Annotated in this window: 19 protein-coding genes and 1 tRNA gene; 8 read left to right on the forward strand and 12 right to left on the reverse strand. The window is 74.3% G+C overall.

Features of this window, described 5'->3' with window-relative positions; genetic code table 11:
• Nucleotides 1-95 precede the first annotated feature (95 nt).
• Together Q0858_RS08585 and Q0858_RS08590 are read left to right on the forward strand one after the other, a co-directional pair.
• Nucleotides 96-1,316 (forward strand): MFS transporter, encoded by a 1,221-nt coding sequence (locus tag Q0858_RS08585; RefSeq protein ID WP_299052753.1) that lies wholly within the window; start codon nt 96-98, stop codon nt 1,314-1,316.
• Nucleotides 1,313-1,615 (forward strand): hypothetical protein, encoded by a 303-nt coding sequence (locus Q0858_RS08590; RefSeq protein WP_299052755.1) that lies wholly within the window; start codon nt 1,313-1,315, stop codon nt 1,613-1,615. The genes Q0858_RS08585 and Q0858_RS08590 overlap by 4 nt, the downstream gene beginning before the upstream one ends.
• A 140-nt stretch (nt 1,616-1,755) precedes the next feature.
• On the opposite strand, the gene Q0858_RS08595 is transcribed toward Q0858_RS08590, so the two are convergent.
• From Q0858_RS08595 to Q0858_RS08605, 3 genes are all read right to left on the reverse strand, one after another.
• Nucleotides 1,756-1,828: transfer RNA gene (locus Q0858_RS08595), tRNA-Thr, on the reverse strand.
• Nucleotides 1,829-1,967: 139 nt separating this feature from the next.
• A complete protein-coding gene (locus tag Q0858_RS08600; RefSeq protein ID WP_299052758.1) occupies nt 1,968-2,723 on the reverse strand; it encodes an alpha/beta fold hydrolase in 756 nt (251 codons plus the stop codon).
• Entirely contained in the window at nt 2,720-3,037 is a 318-nt protein-coding gene (locus Q0858_RS08605; protein WP_299052760.1) for an alpha/beta hydrolase, read from the reverse strand. Before Q0858_RS08605 ends, Q0858_RS08600 begins: the two co-directional genes overlap by 4 nt.
• A 110-nt stretch (nt 3,038-3,147) precedes the next feature.
• Between Q0858_RS08605 and soxR the strand changes: the two genes are divergently transcribed.
• Entirely contained in the window at nt 3,148-3,594 is a 447-nt protein-coding gene (soxR, locus tag Q0858_RS08610) for a redox-sensitive transcriptional activator SoxR (protein ID WP_299052763.1), read from the forward strand.
• A gap of 21 nt (nt 3,595-3,615) precedes the next feature.
• Here soxR and Q0858_RS08615 read toward each other — a convergent pair whose 3' ends face one another.
• The gene (locus Q0858_RS08615; protein ID WP_299052766.1) at nt 3,616-4,521 is read right to left on the reverse strand and encodes an amidohydrolase family protein; all 906 of its coding nucleotides are present in this window, start codon (nt 4,519-4,521) and stop codon (nt 3,616-3,618) included.
• Nucleotides 4,522-4,543: 22 nt separating this feature from the next.
• Between Q0858_RS08615 and Q0858_RS08620 the strand changes: the two genes are divergently transcribed.
• Nucleotides 4,544-5,767: a DUF4032 domain-containing protein gene (locus Q0858_RS08620; RefSeq protein ID WP_299052769.1), complete on the forward strand. Its 1,224-nt coding sequence runs from the start codon at nt 4,544-4,546 to the stop codon at nt 5,765-5,767.
• A 127-nt stretch (nt 5,768-5,894) separates the two neighbouring features.
• Here the strand turns inward: Q0858_RS08620 and Q0858_RS08625 are convergent, their stop codons facing one another.
• Nucleotides 5,895-6,311 (reverse strand): hypothetical protein, encoded by a 417-nt coding sequence (locus Q0858_RS08625; protein WP_299052770.1) that lies wholly within the window; start codon nt 6,309-6,311, stop codon nt 5,895-5,897.
• Nucleotides 6,312-6,375: 64 nt separating this feature from the next.
• A complete protein-coding gene (locus Q0858_RS08630; protein ID WP_366916002.1) occupies nt 6,376-7,524 on the reverse strand; it encodes an acyl-CoA dehydrogenase family protein in 1,149 nt (382 codons plus the stop codon).
• 97 nt (nt 7,525-7,621) lie between these two features.
• Here Q0858_RS08630 and Q0858_RS08635 point away from each other — a divergent pair, with 97 nt between their 5' ends.
• Nucleotides 7,622-9,328 (forward strand): sulfatase, encoded by a 1,707-nt coding sequence (locus Q0858_RS08635; protein ID WP_299052772.1) that lies wholly within the window; start codon nt 7,622-7,624, stop codon nt 9,326-9,328.
• A 505-nt stretch (nt 9,329-9,833) separates the two neighbouring features.
• On the opposite strand, the gene Q0858_RS08640 is transcribed toward Q0858_RS08635, so the two are convergent.
• From Q0858_RS08640 to cysS, 3 genes are read right to left on the reverse strand one after another with little or no spacing between them, the layout of a single operon-like run.
• The gene (locus Q0858_RS08640; protein ID WP_299052774.1) at nt 9,834-11,420 is read right to left on the reverse strand and encodes a metallophosphoesterase; all 1,587 of its coding nucleotides are present in this window, start codon (nt 11,418-11,420) and stop codon (nt 9,834-9,836) included.
• A gap of 32 nt (nt 11,421-11,452) precedes the next feature.
• Nucleotides 11,453-12,436, reverse strand: a complete 984-nt coding sequence (gene rlmB, locus Q0858_RS08645) for a 23S rRNA (guanosine(2251)-2'-O)-methyltransferase RlmB (RefSeq protein ID WP_299052776.1) — start codon at nt 12,434-12,436, stop codon at nt 11,453-11,455.
• Nucleotides 12,436-13,827, reverse strand: a complete 1,392-nt coding sequence (cysS, locus tag Q0858_RS08650) for a cysteine--tRNA ligase (protein ID WP_299052778.1) — start codon at nt 13,825-13,827, stop codon at nt 12,436-12,438. The genes rlmB and cysS overlap by 1 nt, the downstream gene beginning before the upstream one ends.
• 103 nt (nt 13,828-13,930) lie before the next feature.
• On the opposite strand from cysS, the gene Q0858_RS08655 reads away from it, so the two are divergent.
• Complete coding sequence (locus tag Q0858_RS08655; RefSeq protein WP_299052781.1) at nt 13,931-15,253, forward strand: C39 family peptidase; 1,323 nt, start codon at nt 13,931-13,933, stop codon at nt 15,251-15,253.
• Between the two features lie 169 nt (nt 15,254-15,422).
• On the opposite strand, the gene Q0858_RS08660 is transcribed toward Q0858_RS08655, so the two are convergent.
• Nucleotides 15,423-16,997 (reverse strand): molybdopterin-dependent oxidoreductase, encoded by a 1,575-nt coding sequence (locus Q0858_RS08660; protein ID WP_299052783.1) that lies wholly within the window; start codon nt 16,995-16,997, stop codon nt 15,423-15,425.
• Between the two features lie 44 nt (nt 16,998-17,041).
• On the opposite strand from Q0858_RS08660, the gene ispF reads away from it, so the two are divergent.
• Nucleotides 17,042-17,539, forward strand: coding sequence for a 2-C-methyl-D-erythritol 2,4-cyclodiphosphate synthase (gene ispF / locus Q0858_RS08665; RefSeq protein ID WP_299052786.1), 498 nt, complete (start codon nt 17,042-17,044; stop codon nt 17,537-17,539).
• Between the two features lie 61 nt (nt 17,540-17,600).
• Nucleotides 17,601-18,515 carry an alpha/beta hydrolase gene (locus tag Q0858_RS08670; RefSeq protein WP_299052788.1) on the forward strand — a complete coding sequence of 305 codons (915 nt, stop codon included), beginning with the start codon at nt 17,601-17,603 and terminating at the stop codon, nt 18,513-18,515.
• A 58-nt stretch (nt 18,516-18,573) separates the two neighbouring features.
• Here the strand turns inward: Q0858_RS08670 and nirD are convergent, their stop codons facing one another.
• On the reverse strand, nt 18,574-18,915 hold the full coding sequence (gene nirD / locus Q0858_RS08675) for a nitrite reductase small subunit NirD (protein ID WP_299052789.1): 342 nt from the start codon (nt 18,913-18,915) through the stop codon (nt 18,574-18,576).
• Nucleotides 18,916-18,998: 83 nt separating this feature from the next.
• Nucleotides 18,999-20,102: a ring-opening amidohydrolase gene (locus Q0858_RS08680; protein ID WP_299052792.1), complete on the reverse strand. Its 1,104-nt coding sequence runs from the start codon at nt 20,100-20,102 to the stop codon at nt 18,999-19,001.
• Nucleotides 20,103-20,115 lie beyond the last annotated feature (13 nt).

Here is a 20,115-nt window from a genome sequence, read left to right on the forward strand (position 1 = left end):
ACCCCGTCGCGGCCTGGGGGCAACCTAACGCTGCTGGGTCCGGGGCGGGAGGGCCCGCCCACCTCTCGGCCCCGGTGTCCCCTACCGTCGGCGCGGTGCCCCGCTCCCGACCGAGCCCGCGACGGGCCCGCGTCGGCGTCGCGCTGCTGTTCCTCACCAACGGGGTCATCCTCAGCGCGCTCCTGCCGCGCTACCCGGAGATCAAGGCCGCGTTCGCCCTGGACGACGCCCGCTTCGGGCTGCTGGTCGTGGCGTTCCCGCTCGGCGCGATCGTCGCCGCCCCGGTGGCCGGTGTCGCGATCCGGCGGCTCGGGGCCCTGGTCGTCACCGCGCTCGGCTCGGTGCTGCTGGCCGCGTCCCTCGCCGTCGCGGGGGCCAGTCCGGGGGTGGCGCCGTTCGTGGTCGCGATGGCGCTCGGCGGGGCGCTCGACGCGCTCGTGGACGCCGCCCAGAACGTCCAGGGCGTCGTCGTCGAGCAGTGGCGCGGCCGGTCGATCATGAACTCGCTGCACGCCACCTGGAGCATCGGCGCCGCGATCGGCGGGCTCATCGGCGCCGCCGGCGCCGCCGCCTCGGTCGACCTGGGCCTGCAGATGGCGGTGAGCGGAGCTCTGTGGGCCGTGGTGGCGGTCGTCGCGGCCCGGCTGGCCGTCGTCCCCGCGGACGTGAAGGCGGGTCTGGCCGAGCCGGTGCCCGACCCCGCCGCCAGCCCGACCACCCGGGCGGGCGCCCCGACGGGCGGCGTACGACGGCGCGCGTGGCGCCTGCTGCTGCCGCTGGTCGTCATCGCGGTCTGCGGGACGCTCGTCGAGGACGTCGCCAACAACTGGGCCGTGCTCTACCTCGGCGGCGAGGCGGGCGCCCCCGCCGGGGTCGCCGCGCTCGGCCTGACCGTCGTGATCGGCGCGCAGTTCGTGGGACGGCTCGTCGGCGACCCGCTCACCGACCGGTACGGCCGGGACGCGGTCGCCCGGACGGGCGGGCTGCTGATCGCCCTCGGTGCCGGCGTGGCCGCCCTCTCCCCGTCGTACCCGGGCGCGTTCGTGGGCTTCGCGCTCGCCGGCTTCGGCTGCGCGACCCTGGTGCCGGCCGCGTTCGCCGCGGCCGGCCGCATCCCCGGCCTCGCGGAGGGCACGGGCATCGCGATCATCGGGTGGTTGATGCGGCTCGGGTTCCTGCTGACCTCACCGGTGATCGGCGTGATCTCGGAGTCGACGAGCCTGCGGGTGGCGCTGCTCGTGCCGGTGGCGGCGGGCCTGGTCGCGGCGGTGCTGGCGCACCGGATGGCGCGCGGCCGAGGCGCGCACGCGCCGTGACGAGCGGTGAGCACGACCCTGACAGGTTCGAGTGGACCAGCAAGAAGCGCCCGCCGAGGCCCCCCTCCACGCTGCCGGCTCGCTTCCGGCTCTGGGTCGACGGAGAGCTCTTCCTCGTCGACCGGCCGACGGACCGCGCGGACACCTACGACTACAGCCGCCTCACCGGGCCGGACCCCGGGCACGGGTTCTCGTCCGGCACCGGAGGCTGGCACCGGGACATGGCCGACCACCTCGAGGAGTGCCGGTGGTTCCTGTGGATGGTGGATCCCGTCACGGGCCACATCGAGGACGACTGAGCCCACCTCGCCGTCACCTGCCTCCGACCTCCGAAGGCCGACGGGTCGTGCGGCGAACGCTGGACGGCAGCGCGCGCGGCGCTGGCGTGCGCTCGGCGTGAGGGACTCGACCACGCATGGCGGCACCCACCCATCCATCGAGCCGGTGACAGGAGTCGAACCCGCGACATCCTCATTACAAGTGAGGCGCTCTACCAACTGAGCTACACCGGCGTGCGTGCGCACCACCCCGAGAGGCGCGCCGCGGCCACCCAGGATAGGGCGCGGCGCGGGCGCCCTCGGCCTCAGCCCTCCACGGGTGCACCGGCGGCTCGACGGCCCCGAGGGCCGGCGGGCGGGGTGCCCGGACCGCTCACGACCGGATCGCGGGCCGCTCCCCCAGCAGGACGTCGCGGACGGCGTCCCAGGTGCGTCCGAGGTCCTCGAGCCAGAGGTCGTGCCCGATGCCGGGCAGCCGGCGGACCCGCCAGCCCAGGGCGGCGAGGCGGGTGACCGTCTTGTCGGCGACGACGGCGGGGGCGTCGTCGGAGAGCAGGAGCGTCGAGGGGACCACCGGTGCCGCGACGGATGCCGGGTGGTGGGCGACGTCGCGGAGGACCGACAGGGTCATGGCCCGGTCGAAGCGGTCGGTCGCCGCGGTCCGGAGGGCCGCGTCCCGGGCCGACGGCTCCGGGCGGCCCCGGCTCCGTCGACGCTGGGCGAGGGCGGCCACGGTGAGCCCGACCGGGGCCGTGGCCCAGAACAGCCGACCGGTGAGGCCCGCGGAGGGGAGGCCGAGCCGGAAGCCGGGGTCGAGGTAGAGCGCCTCGGCGGGGGCCAGCCGGGCGACGGCCCGCTCCAGCACCGACCCGCCGAGCGAGTGCCCGACCACGAGGTCGAGCCCGGTCGGGAGCGTGTCGACGAGGTCGCCGGCGAACGCGTCCAGGGTGTGGTCGGTGGCCCGGTCGCTCAGGCCGTGGCCGCGCAGGTCGACCGTCGTGACGGTGGTCCCGCCCGCGGCAACGACGCGCTCGACCAGGCCGCGCCACAGGTCGCCGTCCGCGCCGAGGCCGTGGACGAGCGCCACGTGGCGCCCGCCGGCGCCGTACCGCCGGGTCGCGAGCCTCACGCGGGGACGGTCTCGGCGAGAAAGGCCAGGAGCGCCTCGTTGAAGGCGTCCGGCTGGTCGATGCTGACGGCGTGGCCGGCGTCCTCGACGACGAGGGCGCGGCCGTGCGCGGTGTCCGCCACGGCCGCCTCGGCGTGCTCGCAGGGCCAGACCTGGCTCTCGCGCCCGGCGATCATGAGGAGCGGCAGCGGGAAGCGTCGTACGACGTCGCGCCAGTCGGCGAGCGCGTGGTCCTGCAGCAGCGGCAGGGTCTCCGGGGCGACGGGGTCGCGGAAGGCGGGCATCCCGCCGAGGCGCTCGGCGAGGCGGGCCACCGCCGCGCCGGAGCGGTCGATCCTCCACGTTCGGGCCCGTCTGATAGCGCATTCCTCCACCAGTCACCCGGACTCTTGAACCTCGATCGAGGTCGAGACATCCTCGGGCCATGACGCAGCTCACCATCGGCCAGGTGGCGGAGCGCTCGGGGGTGAGCACGTCCGCGATCCGGTTCTACGAGGCCCGCGGCCTGGTCGCGGCCACGCGGACGACGGGCAACCAGCGCCGGTACGACGCCGGCACGCTGCGGCGCATCGCGTTCGTCCGGGCGGCGCAGCGGGTCGGGCTGACGCTGGAGGAGATCGGCGAGGCGCTCGCCACCCTCCCCTCCTCGCGGACGCCGACGCGCGCGGACTGGGCGCGGCTCTCAGCGTCCTGGCGCTCCCGCCTGGACGCCCAGATCGAGCGCATCGAGCGCCTGCGGGACAACCTCGACGGCTGCATCGGGTGCGGCTGCCTCAGCCTCAGCACCTGCGCCCTGAACAACCCGGGTGACCGGGCCGCCGTCCGCGGGCCCGGAGCGGTGTTCCTGGAGCCCGGCGGCGGGGCGGCCTGACCGCGCGCAGTCGGAACGGCGTCAGGCGGCGTCGAGGCGCAGCAGCCGCGCCCCGTTGTCGTGCAGGACGGCCCGGAGCCAGTCCTCGCCCAGGCCGAGACCCACGACGGCCTCGAGCTGGTGGAGGTAGGGGTGCGGGATGGTCGGGAAGTCGGTGCCCAGCACGATCTTGTCGCCCGCGGCGGCCAGCCGGCCGAGCAGCGCGTCCGGGAACGGGTGGCTGGGGGTGATGTAGTCGGTGAACGCCATCGTGGTGTCGAGGTGCACACCTCGGTGGGTCTCGGCCAGCGTCAGGAACTCGTCGTACTCGGGCATGCCGAGGTGGGCGACCACCAGCGGGAGGTCGGGGTGGCGGCGGAGGACCTCGGCGACGGGGCCCGGGCCGGTGAAGCGGCCGGGGTGCGGCCCGGAGCCGGCGTGGATGACGGTCGGGACGCCGGCCTCGGCGAGCAGGCCCCAGACGCCGTCGAGCAGCGGGTCGGAGGGGTCGTACGCCCCGACCTGCACGTGCGCCTTGAACACCCGTGCGCCGGCCTCGAGCGCGGCGGCGACGTACGCCGGGGCGCCCGGCTCGGGGAAGAACGTCGCGGAGCCCACGCAGCCCGGTGTCCGGTCCGCGAAGGCGAGGGTCCAGTCGTTCAGCCACGCGGCCATGTCGGGCTTGTGCGGGTAGGCCAACGCCGTGAACGCGCGGACGCCGTACGCACGGAGTCGCTCGGCGCGGACCTCGTCGGGCAGCCGGTAGGCGACGGGCCACGCGGTCCCGGTGCGCTCCTCGACGGCGTCGAAGAACGCCCAGACCTTCTGCTGCACCCGGTCGGGCATGAAGTGGGTGTGGACGTCGACCAGCCCCGGCAGGCCGAGGTCGTCCCAGACCCGCCGTACCAGCGCGGGCTCGTCGGGCGGCAGATCGACCTCACAGGGCACGCCCGGCACCATACTGAGGACCATGCCCTCGTCCACCCACCCGGCCCTGCGCATCGTCGCGAGCCGGCCCGACCCGGCGATCGTCACGCTGCCGTGGTCGACCCCGCTGGAGGACTGGGGGTCGGAGTACCTGGTGCCCCTCCCCCGGGGCCTCTCGCGGCACGTCGTGCGGATCATCCGGCTCCGCGACCGGACCTACGCGGTGAAGGAGACGCAGGAGCCGATCGCGTTCCGGGAGTACCGGACGCTGCGCGACCTGCACCGCCTCGGCCTGCCCGCCGTCGTCCCCCAGGGGGTGGTCGCCGGGCGCACCGGCGCGGACGGCGAGGAGCTCCCGGCGGCGCTCATCACCGAGCACCTGCGCTTCTCGCTGCCCTACCGCAGCCTCTTCAGCCACGGCCTGCGCGCCGACAACCTGCCGGCGCTGGTCGACGCGCTCGTCGTCCTGCTGGTGCGGCTGCACCTCTCGGACTTCTACTGGGGTGACGTGTCGCTGTCGAACGTGCTGTTCCGGCGCAACGCCGGGTCGTTCTCGGCGTACCTCGTCGACGCGGAGACCGGGGAGCTGCGTCCGACCCTGTCGGACGGGATGCGCGAGCACGACGTCACCGTCGGCTGCGAGAACGTCTTCGCCGAGCTGCTCGACCTGCAGGCCGCGCAGACCGTCGAGGGCGAGCTGCGCGCCCACGAGGTCGTCGACCTGATCCGTGAGCGGTACGACGCCCTGTGGACGGAGCTGACCGGCGAGGAGCGGTTCGGCGCCGACGAGATGTGGCGCATCGAGCAGCGCATCGAGCGGCTCAACGACCTCGGCTTCGACGTGGACGAGCTCGACATCGTCACCGACCTCGGCGGCGACGAGATCCGGATCCAGCCCAAGGTGGTCGAGCTGGGGCACCACTGCCGCGAGCTCCAGTCGCTGACGGGGATGAACGTCGAGGACGGGCAGGCCCGCCGCCTGCTCAACGACCTCGCGGCCTTCACCGCCCACCTCGACCTCGGCCGCGAGGACCGCTCCCTCGTCGCGAACCGGTGGATGACGCAGATCTACGAGCCGATCATGGCGATGGTCCCCCCGGGCGGCCACGGCAAGCTGGAGCAGGCCGAGATCTTCCACGAGATCCTCGAGCACCGCTGGTACCTCTCCGAGCGCGCCGGCGAGGGCGTCGACATCTTCGACGCCGCGCGGGACTACTTCGCCACCGTCCTCCCGGCCCACCCGGAGGAGGCCGTGGCGACGGAGTAGCGCCGGGGTCGACTCGGCACGTCTGCGCACCCCAGAGCCCTCGAGTCGGCACGTCTGCGCAGCTCAGAGCCCTCGAGTCGGCACGTCTGCGCAGCTCAGAGCCCTCGACTCGGCACGTCTGCGCAGCTCAGCGCTGCCAGGGCAGCGTGCCGTAGCTGTTGGCGTAGACCTTGCCGGGCTTGGGGTGGGTGAGCTTCAGGCCCGCCCAGGTCTCGTCGACCCGCAGACAGGTGCTCTCGACCAGCCCGGCGTCGTACGCCACCTCGATGACGCGGGGCAGGGTCAGGTCCGAGCCCAGCCGGCGGCCCTTCGGCCACGAGACCCAGAGCGTGCCGCGGGGCGCGAGGCTCCCGACCAGGGGCGGCAGCACCGTCCGCATCTCGTCGGCGGTCACGACCGCGAGGTGCAGGTAGTCGACGGGCCCGTCGTCCACCCAGACGAGTGCGGGGAGCCCGAGGGACGTCGCCACGGGGGCGGGAAGGCCGACGTGGCGGCCGCGCGATCCCTCGCGGACGCCCATCTTCTGCGCGACGGTGCGGGTCATGGTCTGAGCATGACCCGTCAAGCGGTCTGGTTCTGACCGCAATCAACCTCACCGGATCTCGGCTTCACTTCAGGAGCGAGCGGCCGATCACCATGCGCTGGATCTGGTTGGTGCCCTCGAAGATCTGGGTGACCTTGGCGTCGCGGAAGAGACGCTCGGCGGCGAAGTCCGTGGTGTAGCCGGCCCCGCCGAGCACCTGGACGGCGTCGGTGGTCACCTTCATGGCGGCGTCGGTCGCGGTGAGCTTCGCGATGCTGGCCTCCGACCCGAACGGCTGGCCGGCGTCCTTGAGCCGCGCGGCGTGCAGGTACGTCGCCCGCGCGGCGCCGACCGCGGCCGCCATGTCGGCGAGCAGGAACTGCATCCCCTGGAAGTCACCGATCCGCTGGCCGAACTGCTGCCGCTCCTTCGCGTACGACGTCGCCAGCGACAGGGCCGCGTGCGCGATGCCCGTCGCGACGGCGGCGATGCCGAGCCGGCCGGCGTCCAGCGCGGAGAGGGCGACGGCCATGCCGCGGCCCTCGTCGGAGATCCGCTGGGAGACCGGCACCCGGGTGCCGTCGAAGGTCACCGTGCTGGTGGGGTCGCAGTGCAGCCCCATCTTCTTCTCGGGCGCGCCGTGGCTGATGCCGGGCGAGTCCGCGGGCACCAGGAACGACGACAGCCCGGAGCGGCCGTCGTCGGAGGTGCGGGCGAAGAGCACGTAGTAGTCGGCGTGCGGGCCGTTGCTGATCCACTGCTTGGTGCCGGTGACGACGTACTCGTCACCCTCGCGGACCGCCTTCGTCCGGATCCCCGAGACGTCCGAGCCGGCCTGCGCCTCGGAGAGGCAGTACGCGCCCAGCCACTCCCCGCCCAGCATCCGCGGCAGCCAGGTCCCCCGCTGCTCGTCGGTGCCGTTCTTGTCGAGCACGGTCGCCGTCAGTGCGTGGACCGACGTCCCCACCGCGACGCTCGGCCAGACCGCCGCGATCTCCTCGATGACCTGGAGGTACACCTCGTACGGCTGCTCGCCGCCACCCCACCGCTCCTCGAACGGCAGGCTCATCAGGCCCGACTTGCCGAGCAGGGCGTAGGCCTCGGCGGGGAACAGCGACGCCGCCTCGGCGGCGTCCACCTGGGGCGCCAGCTCCTCCCGGGCGATGTCACGCACGAGCCCGATCAGGTCGGTCGCCTCGGAGGACGGGAGAATTCTTTGGACGTCCAAGGACATGTCGCCCATGGTAGGCCCCGCGTCGGGGCAACCCCAGACGCGTTTGGGGCGTCCTCCCTGAGGGGAGGACCACCGCAACACCGACGAGGGGACGACCGTGACGAGCAGGGAGCACGTGGGGACGGCGGCACTCGCCGTGCTGCTCGCCGTGGCACTGGTGGTGGGGGTCAACCTCCTGGTGCCCGCGGGGCGCGCCCCGGCGTCGCCACCGGCGGGGGCGTCCGCGCCCGACGACGGGGCCCGGCCGCCGGGCATGCCGCGCAAGCCGAACCTCGTGGTCGTCATGGCCGACGACATGCGGTTCGACGACCTGCGCTTCGCCCCGCAGATCCGCAAGCTCGTCGCGAAACAGGGCCTGACCTTCCGCAACGCGTTCTCGAACTACCCGCTGTGCTGCCCGGCCCGGGCCTCGTTCCTCACCGGCCGCCTCGCGCGCAACCACGAGGTCTGGAGCCACAGCAAGCCCTGGGGGTACGGCGCGTTCGACGACTCCCGCACGCTCGCGACCGCGATGCGTGGCGCGGGCTACGAGACGGGCTTCGTCGGCAAGTACCTGAACGGCTACGGCGTCATGGACTCGAAGGTGAGCGGGCGGCCGTCGTACCGCTACGTGCCGCGCGGCTGGGACGAGTGGCACGCCGCCATCGAGAACCCGGGCCGCGAGGGCATCCACGGCGGCACGTACTACTACTTCGACACGCCGTACAACCGCAACGGGCGCATCGACAACAGCTACGAGGGCCGCTACCAGAGCGACGTCATCGGCGACCTGTCGATCAGCACCATGCGGTCGGTGGCGGGGCGCAAGCCGTTCTTCCTCTACCTCAACTACGTCGCGCCCCACTTCGGCGGCCCCGACGAGCCCGACGACCCGCGGCCGATGAAGGACACGAAGGGCCGCACCTACCTGGCGGCCACCCCCGCCCGACCGGACTGGGTCAAGGGCCGGTACGACGACGTCATCTCCCACCCGCCGGGCCGTCCGCGCCGCGGCGGGCCCGCCGAGCGCGACAACTCCGACAAGCCGCCGCGGATGCGCACCCTGACCGAGCCGACCTCCCGCGAGTGGGCCGCCGTCCGCGAGCTCACCCGCCAGCGGGCCGAGTCCATCCACGTGATGGACCGCCAGGTCGGCCGCCTCGTCAAGGCCCTGAAGAAGCGCGGCGAGTGGCAGGACACCGTCCTCGCCTTCACCTCCGACAACGGCTACTTCCTCGGCGAGCACCGCATGCGCCAGGGCAAGGTCTGGCCCCACGACCCGTCGCTGCGGGTGCCGCTCGTGATGACCGGTCCCGGCCTGCGCTCCGGCGGGACCCGCTACGACCCGGTCTCGACCGTCGACCTGTCCGCGACCCTGCTCGACCTCGCCGAGGCCGACCTGCCGTGGGGCCTCGACGGCACCAGCCGCGTCGACACCCTCACCGCCGACCAGGGGTGGACGCAGGCCGTCCCCACCGAGGCCGTCCGGACCAGCCCGCTGCGGAAGAAGGCCGGCTTCTCCGGCCCCCGCACCGAGATCGGGGTGCGGACCTCACGCTGGGCCTACTTCCGCAACCGCGGCGGGCAGGACGAGCTGTACGACCTGCAGCGGGACCCGTTCCAGCAGCGCAGCGTCATCCGCGACCCGGCGTACGCCGAGCAGCAGCGACTGCTGCGCGGGGTCTGGGACGAGCTGCGCGACTGCCGCGGTGCGTCCTGCCGGGTCGCCCTGCCGGGGCAGCTGCAGGCCGACGCCGCGGAGAACCGCACCCGCGGCGTCGAGTACGCCCGGCGCCACGACAAGGTCTACGGCTACCGCCGCTGACGCCGCGCGGTCCTCACCGGGTCTCGACGACGCGCGCTCGCTGCGCTCGCGGGCTGCTCGACCACCGGGCCTCCTTCAGCCGGTCGAGCAGCAGACTCGCGCCAGCGAGTCCGCGTTCAAGCCGGTCGAGCAGCAGACTCGCGCCAGCGAGTCCGCGTCGTCGAGACCACCGCCGCCAGGCGCCTCACCGGGTCTCGACGACGCGCGCTCGCTGCGCTCGCGGGCTGCTCGACCACCGGGGCTCCTTCAGTCGGTCGAGCAGCAGACTCGCGCCAGCGGGTCCGCGTTCAAGCCGGTCGAGCAGCAGACTCGCGCCAGCGAGTCCGCGTCGTCGAGACCACCGCCGCCGGGCGCCCCACCGGGTCTCGACGACGCGCGCTCGCTGCGCTCGCGGGCTGCTCGACCACCGGTGGGGGCGCACTCGCTGCGCTCGCAGGCTGCTCGACCAGCGGTAGGGGCGCGCTCGCTGCGCTCGCGGGCTGCTCGACCAGCGACGGGGGCGCGCTCAGGTCGTGGGCTCGGCGTCCTCGGGCCCCAGCTGGGGCTCCTCCTCGGTCGGCTCGGCGGGGACCCCGGACAGGGGGTCCTCGGCGATCTCGACGTCCGCGAGCTCGACGTACTCCCCCGCCGTGAAGTCGCCGGTGGTCTGCAGGGTCACCCACTGCAGGCCCACGGCGGCGCCGTCGCGGTAGGTCAGCAGGGTCACCATCGCCTCGCGACGGGGCTTGCTGCCCACGGCGATCGAGTACGCCGCCCCGCCGGTCGTGCCGGTGGTGAAGCGGACGCCGCGCTCGCCGTTCGAGCCCTCGTACGCCTCGGGACCGATGCGGGAGTGGACGTGGCCGCCGAGCACCAGGTCGACGCAGCCGCGGGCGAGGGCGGCGTTGCCGAGGTTCGCGTCGTGGACCAGCAGCGTGTCGACCCGCTCGTCGTCGGCGTCGAGCGCGCACAGGTCGTCGGCGAGGTCCTGGCGGATCTCGTCGAAGGAGGCGCCGACCGCCGACCGGTCGGGGGTGAAGCTGCTCGCCCGGGGGTCGGGCACGCCCAGCAGGCGGGCACCACCGGGTCCGTCGACGGCCTCGCCGTCGAGGACGTCCCAGCCCTTCTCCGCGAGGTAGCGGGGCACGAACGCGCCCGCGTCGTGGTTGCCGGTGACCGACCACCGGTCGAGGTCGGAGAAGGCGGCGTCGAGGGAGTCCAGGCTGAACGCCTCCCAGGACTTGCCCGAGGAGGTGTCGTCGCCGGCGTCGTACACGGCGGTCGCCCCGCCCGCGTCGGCGATCGCGCGGGCGACGGGGTCCATGCCGATGTTGTCGTGCCGGTCCGAGACGAGGACGACGACCGTCTCGTCCTCCTCGGGCTGCCGCAGGTCGTCGGCGAGGTCGGTGGCGGCGTCGCGCGCCTCGTCGTACCAGTCCTGGGCCTGCTCGTAGGTGTCGACCGCGCCCTGGATCAGCCCCCGGGTCTGGACCGTCGTGACGTCGGCGCGGACCTGCACCGCCCCGACCCCGTCGGGCACGGTCACGGCGTCGCCGACGAACTCCTGCAGGCCCTCCCACCGCTCGTCGTCGGTGAGCTCCTCGGGGACGCCCGACCACGGCTGCCAGACCAGCAGGACCGCCAGGGCCACCCCGGAGACCACCACGAGCCCGCCGGGGGTGCGGGTGCGTCGGAGCAGCTCGACGCGGCGCGCACGGCCCACGAGCACCCACACCAGCACCGGGAGCGTGCCGGCCACCGCCCCGCGGAGCCCGGCGGCGACGGCCATGTCGACGACCGCGCCGCGCACGATCTCGACCTGGCCCTGGGGCTGGCTGGCGATGAAGGCGTAGCGGTCGACGAGCTCCTGGGTGGTCGACGCCTCGGTCTTGCCGAGCGTGATGTCGACGCCGAGGGGCTGCGGCGACGGCAGGCGTACGTCGGGCAGCACCGGTCCGCTGTGGACGGTCACCCAGGGCTCGCGGGTCGGGCTGACCGTCACGTCGTGGCTCGCCAGCTCGACCTCACGGCTGCCCCCGAGGAAGGCGGTGACGGCGACCGGCACCGCCACGACGGCCCACACCAGGGTCAGGAACAGGACCTTGAGCGCCACCCGTCGGGTCGAACGTCCGCCCGACGCCTCGCTCACCCGCGCGTCCGGGCGATCTCGTAGAGGGCGACACCGGCGGCCACGCCGGCGTTGAGGGACTCGATCCCCGGTGCCATCGGGATGGACACGATCTGGTCGCAGGTCTCACGGGTGAGGCGCGCGAGGCCGTCGTCCTCGGCGCCGACGACGAGCACCAGCGGCCCGTCGGCGAGCTCCAGGCCGGGCAGGGAGACGTCGCCGTCCCCGGCGAGGCCGACGACCATGCAGCCGGCGTCGGCGTACGCCTTGAGCTGGCGGACCAGGTTGGTCGCCCGGGCCACCGGCACGCGGGCGGCCGTGCCGGCCGAGGTCTTCCACGCGGACGCGGTCATGCCGGCCGCGCGACGCTCGGGCACGAGCACGCCGTGGGCACCGAACGCGGCGGCGGAGCGGATGACGGCGCCGAGGTTGCGCGGGTCGGTGACGGAGTCGAGCGCCACGATCAGGGCCGGCTCCCCGGCCTCCGCCGCGCGGTCCAGGAGGTCGTCGGGGTGGGCGTACTCGAAGGCGGGCAGCCGGGCGGCGAGGCCCTGGTGGACCGCGCCGCCGGTCAGCCGGTCGAGGTCGGCCTTGGAGGCGGAGGTGAGCATCAGCCCGCGGTCCGCGGCGAGGGCGAACGCCTCCCGCATCCGGCCGTCACGCTCGGCGCCCTCCGCGACGAACAGCGCGGTGAGCGGCAGGCCGGCGCGCAGCGCCTCGACCACCGGGTTGCGACCGGCGACCCACTCGGCCTCGTCGCCGGCCCGCTTGCCCTTGCCCGGCGGGCGACGCGCACCCTTGCCGGGTCCGGCCTTGCCGCCGCCCTTGCCGCCACCGCTCGACGCGGAGCCGCTCTCGTACGACTTGTGGTACGGCCGGTCCTTCGCCTTGGGCGTCGGTCCCCGGCCCTCGAGGCCACGGCGGACGCGGCCCCCCGAGCCCGCGGTGGGGCCCTTCGAGGTCTTGCGGATCGCGCCGCGGCGCTGGGAGTTTCCGGGCATCAGGTGCTCCAGGTGGGGCCGTCGGGGGTGTCGGTGATCTCGACGCCGGCGGCCTTGAGGCGGTCGCGGATGTCGTCGGCGCGGGCCCAGTCCTTGTCGGCGCGGGCTCGTGCACGCTCCTCGAGGAGGCCAGCGACCAGGGCGTCGACGACGCCGGTGAGGCGGTCGTCGCTGCGCCCGCCCCAGGCGGGGTCGTCGGGGTCGACGCCGAGCACGCCGAGCATCGCGCGGACGGCGGTGGCCTCGGCGGCCGCGTCACCGCCCGCGGCGAGCGCGGAGTTGCCGGCGCGGACCGTGTCGTGGAGGACGGCGACGGCCGCGGGCGTGCCGAGGTCGTCGTCCATCGCGATGGCGAAGGCGTCGGGCAGGGCGTCGGGCAGGTCACCCGCCGGCGTGCCACCGGCGCGCTCGAGGAAGCCCTCGACCCGCCGGTACGCCGCGGCGGCCTCGTCGAGCGCCTCGAAGGAGAACTCGACGTGCGAGCGGTAGTGCGACGCGACCAGGTAGTAGCGCAGCTCGACCCCGCGGACCCGCTCGAGCACGTTCGGGACCAGCAGCGAGTTGCCGAGCGACTTGCTCATCTTCTCGCCGGAGGTGGTGATCCAGGCGTTGTGCATCCAGTACGACGCGAAGTCCTGGCCGGCGGCGCGGGACTGGGCCTGCTCGTTCTCGTGGTGCGGGAAGCGCAGGTCGACGCCACCGCCGTGGATGTCGAAGGCGTCGCCGAGGTACTTGCCCGCCATCGCGGAGCACTCGATGTGCCAGCCGGGGCGGCCACGGCCCCAGGGGCTCGGCCACGACGCGGTGCGCGGCTCGGAGTCCTTCGCACCCTTCCAGAGCGCGAAGTCGCGGGGGTCGCGCTTGCCCCGCGGGTCGGCGTCCTCGGCGGCCTCCATGTCGTCGACGCGCTGGCGGGTCAGCTCGCCGTACGCCGGCCAGGAGGCGACGTCGAAGTAGACGTCGCCCGAGCCGTCGGCGGCCGGGTAGGCGTGGCCGCGGTCGATCAGCTCGCCGATGAGCTCGAGCATCTCCGGGACGTGCGCCGTCGCGGCGGGCTCGTACGTCGGGGGCGCCACGTTGAGCAGCGCGTAGGCCTCGTCGAGCTGCCGCTTGGTGACCGCCGTCAGCGCCCACCAGGCCAGGCCCTGCTCCTCGCCCTTGGCGAGGATCTTGTCGTCGATGTCGGTCACGTTGCGGATGAACGTGACCTCGTGGCCACGGACCTCCAGCCAGCGCCGCAGGACGTCGAAGCAGACGCCGCTGCGCACGTGGCCGACGTGCGGCGCGGACTGCACGGTGAGGCCGCAGAGGTAGATCCCTGCGTGCCCCGGGCGCAGGGGCACGAAGTCGCGGACCTCCCTGGTCGCGGTGTCGTGCAGTCGCAGTGGCATCCCCCGAGTCTATTGGCCGTGCGGTGCGCCCCCCGCACGCCTCCCGCCACGCCCGAACGTGTGACTGCAGTGACTGGAGTGACTCGCGCTCTAGCCTGGTGCCATGCCGTCCTTCCCCACGGCGCGAGGCGTCTCGGCCCTCCTCGGCCCTGCCCTGGCCGCCACCGCGCTGACCCTGCCCACCGCCGTCGTCCCGGCCGCCTCAGCCAGCTCGGGCGCCCCGGCGTCCGCGGCCCCCACCGCCGCCCGCGCCCAGGCCGAGCCCGCCGGCCGCCTGATCACCTACCGGGAGTGGGCCAGCGGCAAGCAGCTCGCCCAGGGCGCACGGGAGGACACCTACGTCTCGAAGGGCGCGCTGAGGCTGCGCTCGAAGGCCCCCGTCCGTCAGGTCGGCGACCGGCGCTACCAGGCCGGCACCTGGACCTCCCCCTGGACCTGGCCCGGCTACGGCCTCACCGAGATGGTCGCCTCCTGGGACGCCCGCACCCCCGGCGACAGCTGGATCCGCGTGGAAGCCCGCGGCCGCTCGGCCGGGCGCGAGTCGTCCTGGGACACCCTCGGCGAGTGGACCTCCGGCGAGGCCCGCGAGCGCACCACGATCTCCGGCCAGGACGACGACCTGGCCCGCGTCAACGTCGACACCCTGCAGGCGACCACCGCGGCCGGCCTGCACTCCTGGCAGCTGCGGGTGACCCTGTTCAAGCGCGACGGATCGACGACGGGCGTCCCGTCGGTCGACACGGTCGGCGCGATGGTCAGCCGCCTGCCGGACGACTCCCGGGTCGCGACGTCACGCACGGGCCCGGCCCGCGGGAAGGTCCTGGACGTCCCCCGCTACTCCCAGATGGTCCACCGCGGCCACTCCCCGCAGTGGGGCGGCGGCGGCGAGGCGTGGTGCAGCCCCACGTCGGTCTCGATGGTGCTCGACCACTACGACGCCCTGCCCAGCGAGGCCGAGTACGCCTGGACCGGCCCCGGCCACACCGCCGGCTTCGTCGACCACGCCGCCCGGATGAGCTACGACCACGGGTACGACGGCGCCGGCAACTGGCCGTTCAACACGGCGTACGCGACCCAGCACGTGTCCGACGCCTTCGTCACCCGCCTGCGGAGCCTCCGCGAGGCGGAGCGGTTCATCGCCGCCGGGATCCCGCTGGTGGCCTCGATCCGCTTCGACGCGGGCCAGCTGAGCGGCGCCCCGATCTCGTCGTCCAACGGCCACCTGCTGGTGATCGTCGGCTTCACCCGCACCGGCGACGTGGTCGTCAACGACCCCGCCGCCTCGAGCCGCGACGGCGTCCGACGCGTGTACGACCGGGCCCAGTTCGAGAACGTCTGGATCCCCACCTCCGGCGGCCTGGTCTACGTGATCCGCGACGGCCAGCCCCTCCCGAAGCGCGTGGCGGGCTCCACCCGCAACTGGTGAGCCCCCTCGCTGGTTGAGGTGCGAGGAGCGCCAGCGACGAGCCTCGAAACCCGGTGACGGACCGACCGACCCTGCACCGGGTTTCGAGGCTCACTCCGTTCGCACCTCAACCAGCGGCTGTTCCGTGCGCACCTCGACCTCCGGCGCTGCGCGTGGCGCGGGAACGCCCTCAGTCCTCCGTGACCGTGAAGTCGACCTCGTGCCAGCCGGTGGCGCCGTCGGGGACGGTGTCGGCGACGACCCCGGTCTGGGGGGCGCCGTCGGGGTCGAGGGCGCGGACGCGCAGCACGTGGTCGCCCGCGGGGACGTCGGGGAGCACGGCGCGCCACTGGAACCAGGAGTCGATGCGCCGGGAGTCGGCCACCTCGCCCGCGGTCCAGGCTCCGCCGTCGAGGGAGACCTCGACACCGCCGATGCCGGTGTGCTGGAACCACGCCATGCCCGCGGCGATGACGTCGCCGGCGGGGAGCTCGTCGCCCGAGCGGGGGACGTCGACCCGGGAGCCGATCTTCACCGGCCCCTGCTCGGACCAGCCGTTCTCGGTCCAGTACGCCGAGAAGCGGTCGAAGCGGGTGACCTCCCAGTCCACGACCCACTTGCAGGCCGAGACGTAGCCGTACAGGCCGGGCACCAGCGTGCGCACCGGGAAGCCGTGCTCCACCGGCAGGGGGACGCCGTTCATCGCGACGGCGAGCATCGCCTTGCGGTCGTCGGTGAGGGCCTCGAGGGGGGTGCCGCACGTCCAGCCGTCCTCGGAGGTCTGCAGGACGGCGTCCGCCCCCTCCTGCACCCCGGCGAGAGCGAGCACGTCGGCGGTGAGCATCCCGCTCCACCAGGCGTTGCCGATGAGGTCGCCTCCGACCTCGTTGGAGACGCAGTTCAGCGTCGTCCACCGCTCGGTCAGGCTGCCGGAGAACAGGTCGTCGAAGTCGAGGACGACCTCGCGGTCGACCATCCCGTGGATGCGCAGGCGCCAGTCGGCCGGGTCGATGGTCGGGACGGCGAAGGCCGTGTGGATGACGTAGAAGGACGGGTTCGGCGTCTCCCAGGAGGTGACGCCGTCGACGCCGATCCGGGCGGCGGCGGGCACGGTCGGGCGGGTGACCTGCAGGCCGAGCAGCTGGCGGGCGCGCTCCACGCCCTGCCGACGGCGGGCGAGGACCTCCCCGCCGAGGCCCGCGAGGACGGCGAACGCCCCCACCGCGCCCATCCGCACCAGCAGGTGGCGCCGCGTGTCGCCGCGCAGCCCGGTGGGCTCCTCCTCGCCGTCCTCCGTGGCCGCCCGGCCCGAGCCCGCGGCCCGCTCGTCCTGCACGCGCAGCGGCACGCAGAGCAGCGAGGTCACCACCAGCCAGGTCAGCAGACCGGTGAGGACCGGGAGCAGGTCGACCGAGGCGTTCGCCCCGGGGACCAGCAGGACGGCGACGCCCCCGATGCCGGCGAGGACGCCGTACGGGACCGCGGTCAGCCACCACGAGCGGCGACCGAGCCGGCCGGCCCAGGCGAAGACCGCGGTGAGGGTCACCAGGATGACGATGACCAGCGCGACCTTGTCGAAGACGCCGAACGCCTCGATGCCCCACTCGATCAGCCCGGTGGGTGTCAGGCGGACCGCGAGCTCCGCGACGGCCACGACCGGTGTGGAGCGGACGTGGAGCACCGCGGCCACCAGGTGCGAGGTCGCCAGACCCGCCAGGCCGCCGAGCAGCCCGGCGAGCGACCAGGCGCCGCGCGGAGAACGCATGGGTGTGATTCTCACCCACGCACCGTCACGGGCATCATCTCGGTGTGAGCGCCGCCGGATCCGACAGCACCTCCCGCCCCCCGCGCACCGGGATCGGCACCGACGTCCACCGGCTCGCCGAGGGCGTCCCGATGCACCTCGCCGGCCTCGCGTGGCCCGACGAGCCGCGCGGCCTCGCCGGGCACTCCGACGGCGACGTCGCCGCGCACGCCGCGTGCGACGCGCTCCTCTCCGCCGCGGGGCTCGGCGACCTGGGCTCCCGCTTCGGGACCTCCCGACCGGAGTGGGCCGGCGCGGCCGGGACGGCGCTGCTCGAGGAGACCGCCCGCCTGGTCCGCGAGGCGGGCTTCACGATCGGCCACGTCGCCGTGCAGGTCATCGGGGAGCGCCCGCGCCTGTCCGGACGACGGGACGAGGCGCAGTCCGCCCTCGCCGCGGCGACCGGCGGCACCGTCGCGGTGTCCGCCACCACCACCGACGGCCTCGGCCTCACCGGCCGCGGGGAGGGGGTCGCCGCGATCGCCACCGCCACCGTCTGGTGAGGGTGCCCGTGTGGCGACGGCCACGGTGTGGTGAGTGCGACGGTGTGTCACAGTCACCCCCGTGCCGAACACCGCGATCCCCGCGCCGCACGAGCTGCGGACCCACGACGGCCTCCGGCTCGCCGTCCGCGTGGACGGGCCCGCCGACGCGCCGCTGACCGTCGTCCTCGCCCACTGCTGGACCGCCGACCGGGAGGACTGGCACCACCAGGTCCACGACCTCCTCGCGGCGTACGGCGGCCGCGTCCGCGTCCTCACCTGGGACGCGCGGGGCCACGGAGCCTCCGACGCCGCCCCGGTGGGGGCCTGCACGATCGCGAACCTGGGCCGTGACCTCGGCGACCTCCTCGACGCCTTCGCGCCCACCGGCCCGCTCGTGCTCGCCGGCCACTCCATCGGCGGGATGACGCTGATGGCCCTGGCCGAGCAGCGGCCCGACCTCGTGGCCCGCACCGTCGGCGTCCTGTTCTGCGCGACCGCCTGCGGCGGGCTCGACGCCATCACGCTCGGGCTGCCCGGGACCGGCGGCGAGCGGGTCCGCGCGCAGATCCCCCGCCTGCTCGCCTCCCGGGCTCGGCTGCTGTCGCGCTCCAAGCGCCGCCGGACGCCGCTCACCGAGCGGGCCGTCGTCCGCCGCTACCTCTTCGGCGACCTCAAGCCGCCCCGCGACGTCGGGCTGGTCGTCGACCAGATCATCAACTGCCCGCCGGCGACCATGGAGGGCTTCTACCGCGACCTCATGCGCCACGACCGGGGCGCGGCCTGCGCGGCGTACGCCGGCGCCGCGGTCACCGTCGTCGTCGGCTCGGCGGACCGGCTGACGCCCCGGCGCTTCGCCCGCGCGATCGCCGAGGCCAGCCCCGGTTCCCGGCTGCTGGTCGTGCCCGGCGCCGGCCACATGCTCCCCCTGGAGCGCCCCCGCGTCGTGAGCGACCTGCTCGGCGAGCTGGTGGACGGGGCGCTGGCGCGCCCCTGAGCCGAGTCGGCACGTCTGCGCACCTGACGGGCCTCGAGTCGGCACGTCTGCGCAGCCCTCAGGCGGCGTCCACCCGGCGCCGTCCGACGTGGACGACGCCGTCGACCACCTGCACCGGGTACGCCGGGACCGCGGCGTGGTCGTCGTCCAGGCAGCGGCCGGTGCGCAGGTCGAAGGCGTGGCCGTGGCGGGGTGAGCCGACGAACGGGACGCCGTCGCGGACGCCGACCACGCCCCGGTTCATCGTCGCCGCGTGGTCGAACGGGTCGTGGTTGCCGACGGCGTACACCTCGTCGGCGGACGTCCGGAACAGCGCTAGCGCCTGCCCGTGGGCGAGCGCGACCGCGCCGCACCCGAGGTGCAGGTCCTCGAGCCGGCACACCGGCTGCCACTCGGTCACCCCCGCGACGCTAGGGCCGCGCGGCCGCGCGGAGGTGACCGAGGCGTTTCGTCGTGTAACAGGGACGCAACAACCGTCCGGGCTCAGCCCAGGTCGACGATCGCGGCGACCGGTCCGCCGCCCTCCGGGCCCTGATGGGCCGCGGAGACCGACACGAAGACGGCCGGGTCGCCGGTGACCGCGGCGGTGACGCCACCGACGGCCGCCTTGATCTGGCGGTGCCAGTGCACGTCGGAGTCGTCGAGCATCGCGTTGCGGCGCCCACGGACCTTGCCGTCGGACGACGTCTCGCACTTGAGGAAGACGTTCACCAGCCTGCCGTCGAGGTCCGCGGTGCGCGGGCGCTCGGGCAGGTCGAGGCCAGCGTCGCGGATGGCGTCCCAGATGCCGTCGGCGTCGAGGGCGTCGTCCATGACGGAGTGGCCGATGCGGTAGCGGCCACCGACACCGTGGGCGTTGCCGACCACGACGACCTGGGCGCGGTCGAGCTCGACGCCCGAGGAGCAGGAGGCGACGCTGGAGAAGAGGCCCCGGTCCTTGAGGACCTCGGAGTCGTCGGGCATCTCGATCTCGCCGAGCGCGACGGCGATGCCCAGGGCCGTGCCGCCGTTGGAGACGTCCATCGAGTGCAGCGTGTCCTCGGTGAAGACGGTCTCGCCGCGCGACTTGGCGTCGGCGATCGTCGACAGCGTCAGCAGCGGCGTCTTGGTCTGCACGTAGTGGACGTCGGCGACGTCGGTGATGCCCGCGCGCTCCATCGCGACCTCCACGGCGGCGGCGACCTTGGTGATCATCCCGGAGCGGCCGATGTCCTCCGGCAGGAGGACCTCGCTCATGGCGTATCCGACCGACAGGCGCTTGTCGTCGCTCGGGGTGACGTCCTCGGGCGGCACGGTCGCGAAGATGGTGGCGTGGGGGCTGATGACGCCGTCGGTGCCGCCGGACCACACGATCGGGACGTCCTTGACCTGCTCGGCCGGGGCGCCCTTCTCGACCAGCACCTCGCGGAACGCGCGGTCGGCGATGATCCGGGTGTAGTCGTTGACGCCGCCGTTGCCCTCCGTCTTGCCGATGATCGCGATCACGCGGTCGGCGTGGAGCGTGCCGTCGTCGATGAGCTTCGCCATCTCGCTGGCGTCGGCGACGGAGTGGATGGGGACCTTGCGTACTTCGATGGCGTCGGGCATGGGTTCCTCTCGT

Origin of the sequence: uncultured Nocardioides sp., from assembly GCF_947489365.1 — a bacterium.
In the GTDB taxonomy this organism is placed as follows: Bacteria; Actinomycetota; Actinomycetes; order Propionibacteriales; family Nocardioidaceae; genus Nocardioides.

Coding starts and splice junctions, on each gene's coding strand:
- Q0858_RS08630 (WP_366916002.1), bottom strand. CDS start 7,524: ATGTCCTTGGACGTCCAAAGAATTCTCCCGTCCTCCGAGGCGACCGAC.
- Q0858_RS08680 (WP_299052792.1), bottom strand. CDS start 20,102: ATGCCCGACGCCATCGAAGTACGCAAGGTCCCCATCCACTCCGTCGCC.
- Q0858_RS08620 (WP_299052769.1), top strand. CDS start 4,544: ATGCCCTCGTCCACCCACCCGGCCCTGCGCATCGTCGCGAGCCGGCCC.
- Q0858_RS08625 (WP_299052770.1), bottom strand. CDS start 6,311: ATGACCCGCACCGTCGCGCAGAAGATGGGCGTCCGCGAGGGATCGCGC.
- Q0858_RS08655 (WP_299052781.1), top strand. CDS start 13,931: ATGCCGTCCTTCCCCACGGCGCGAGGCGTCTCGGCCCTCCTCGGCCCT.
- Q0858_RS08660 (WP_299052783.1), bottom strand. CDS start 16,997: ATGCGTTCTCCGCGCGGCGCCTGGTCGCTCGCCGGGCTGCTCGGCGGC.
- rlmB (WP_299052776.1), bottom strand. CDS start 12,436: ATGCCCGGAAACTCCCAGCGCCGCGGCGCGATCCGCAAGACCTCGAAG.
- soxR (WP_299052763.1), top strand. CDS start 3,148: ATGACGCAGCTCACCATCGGCCAGGTGGCGGAGCGCTCGGGGGTGAGC.
- cysS (WP_299052778.1), bottom strand. CDS start 13,827: ATGCCACTGCGACTGCACGACACCGCGACCAGGGAGGTCCGCGACTTC.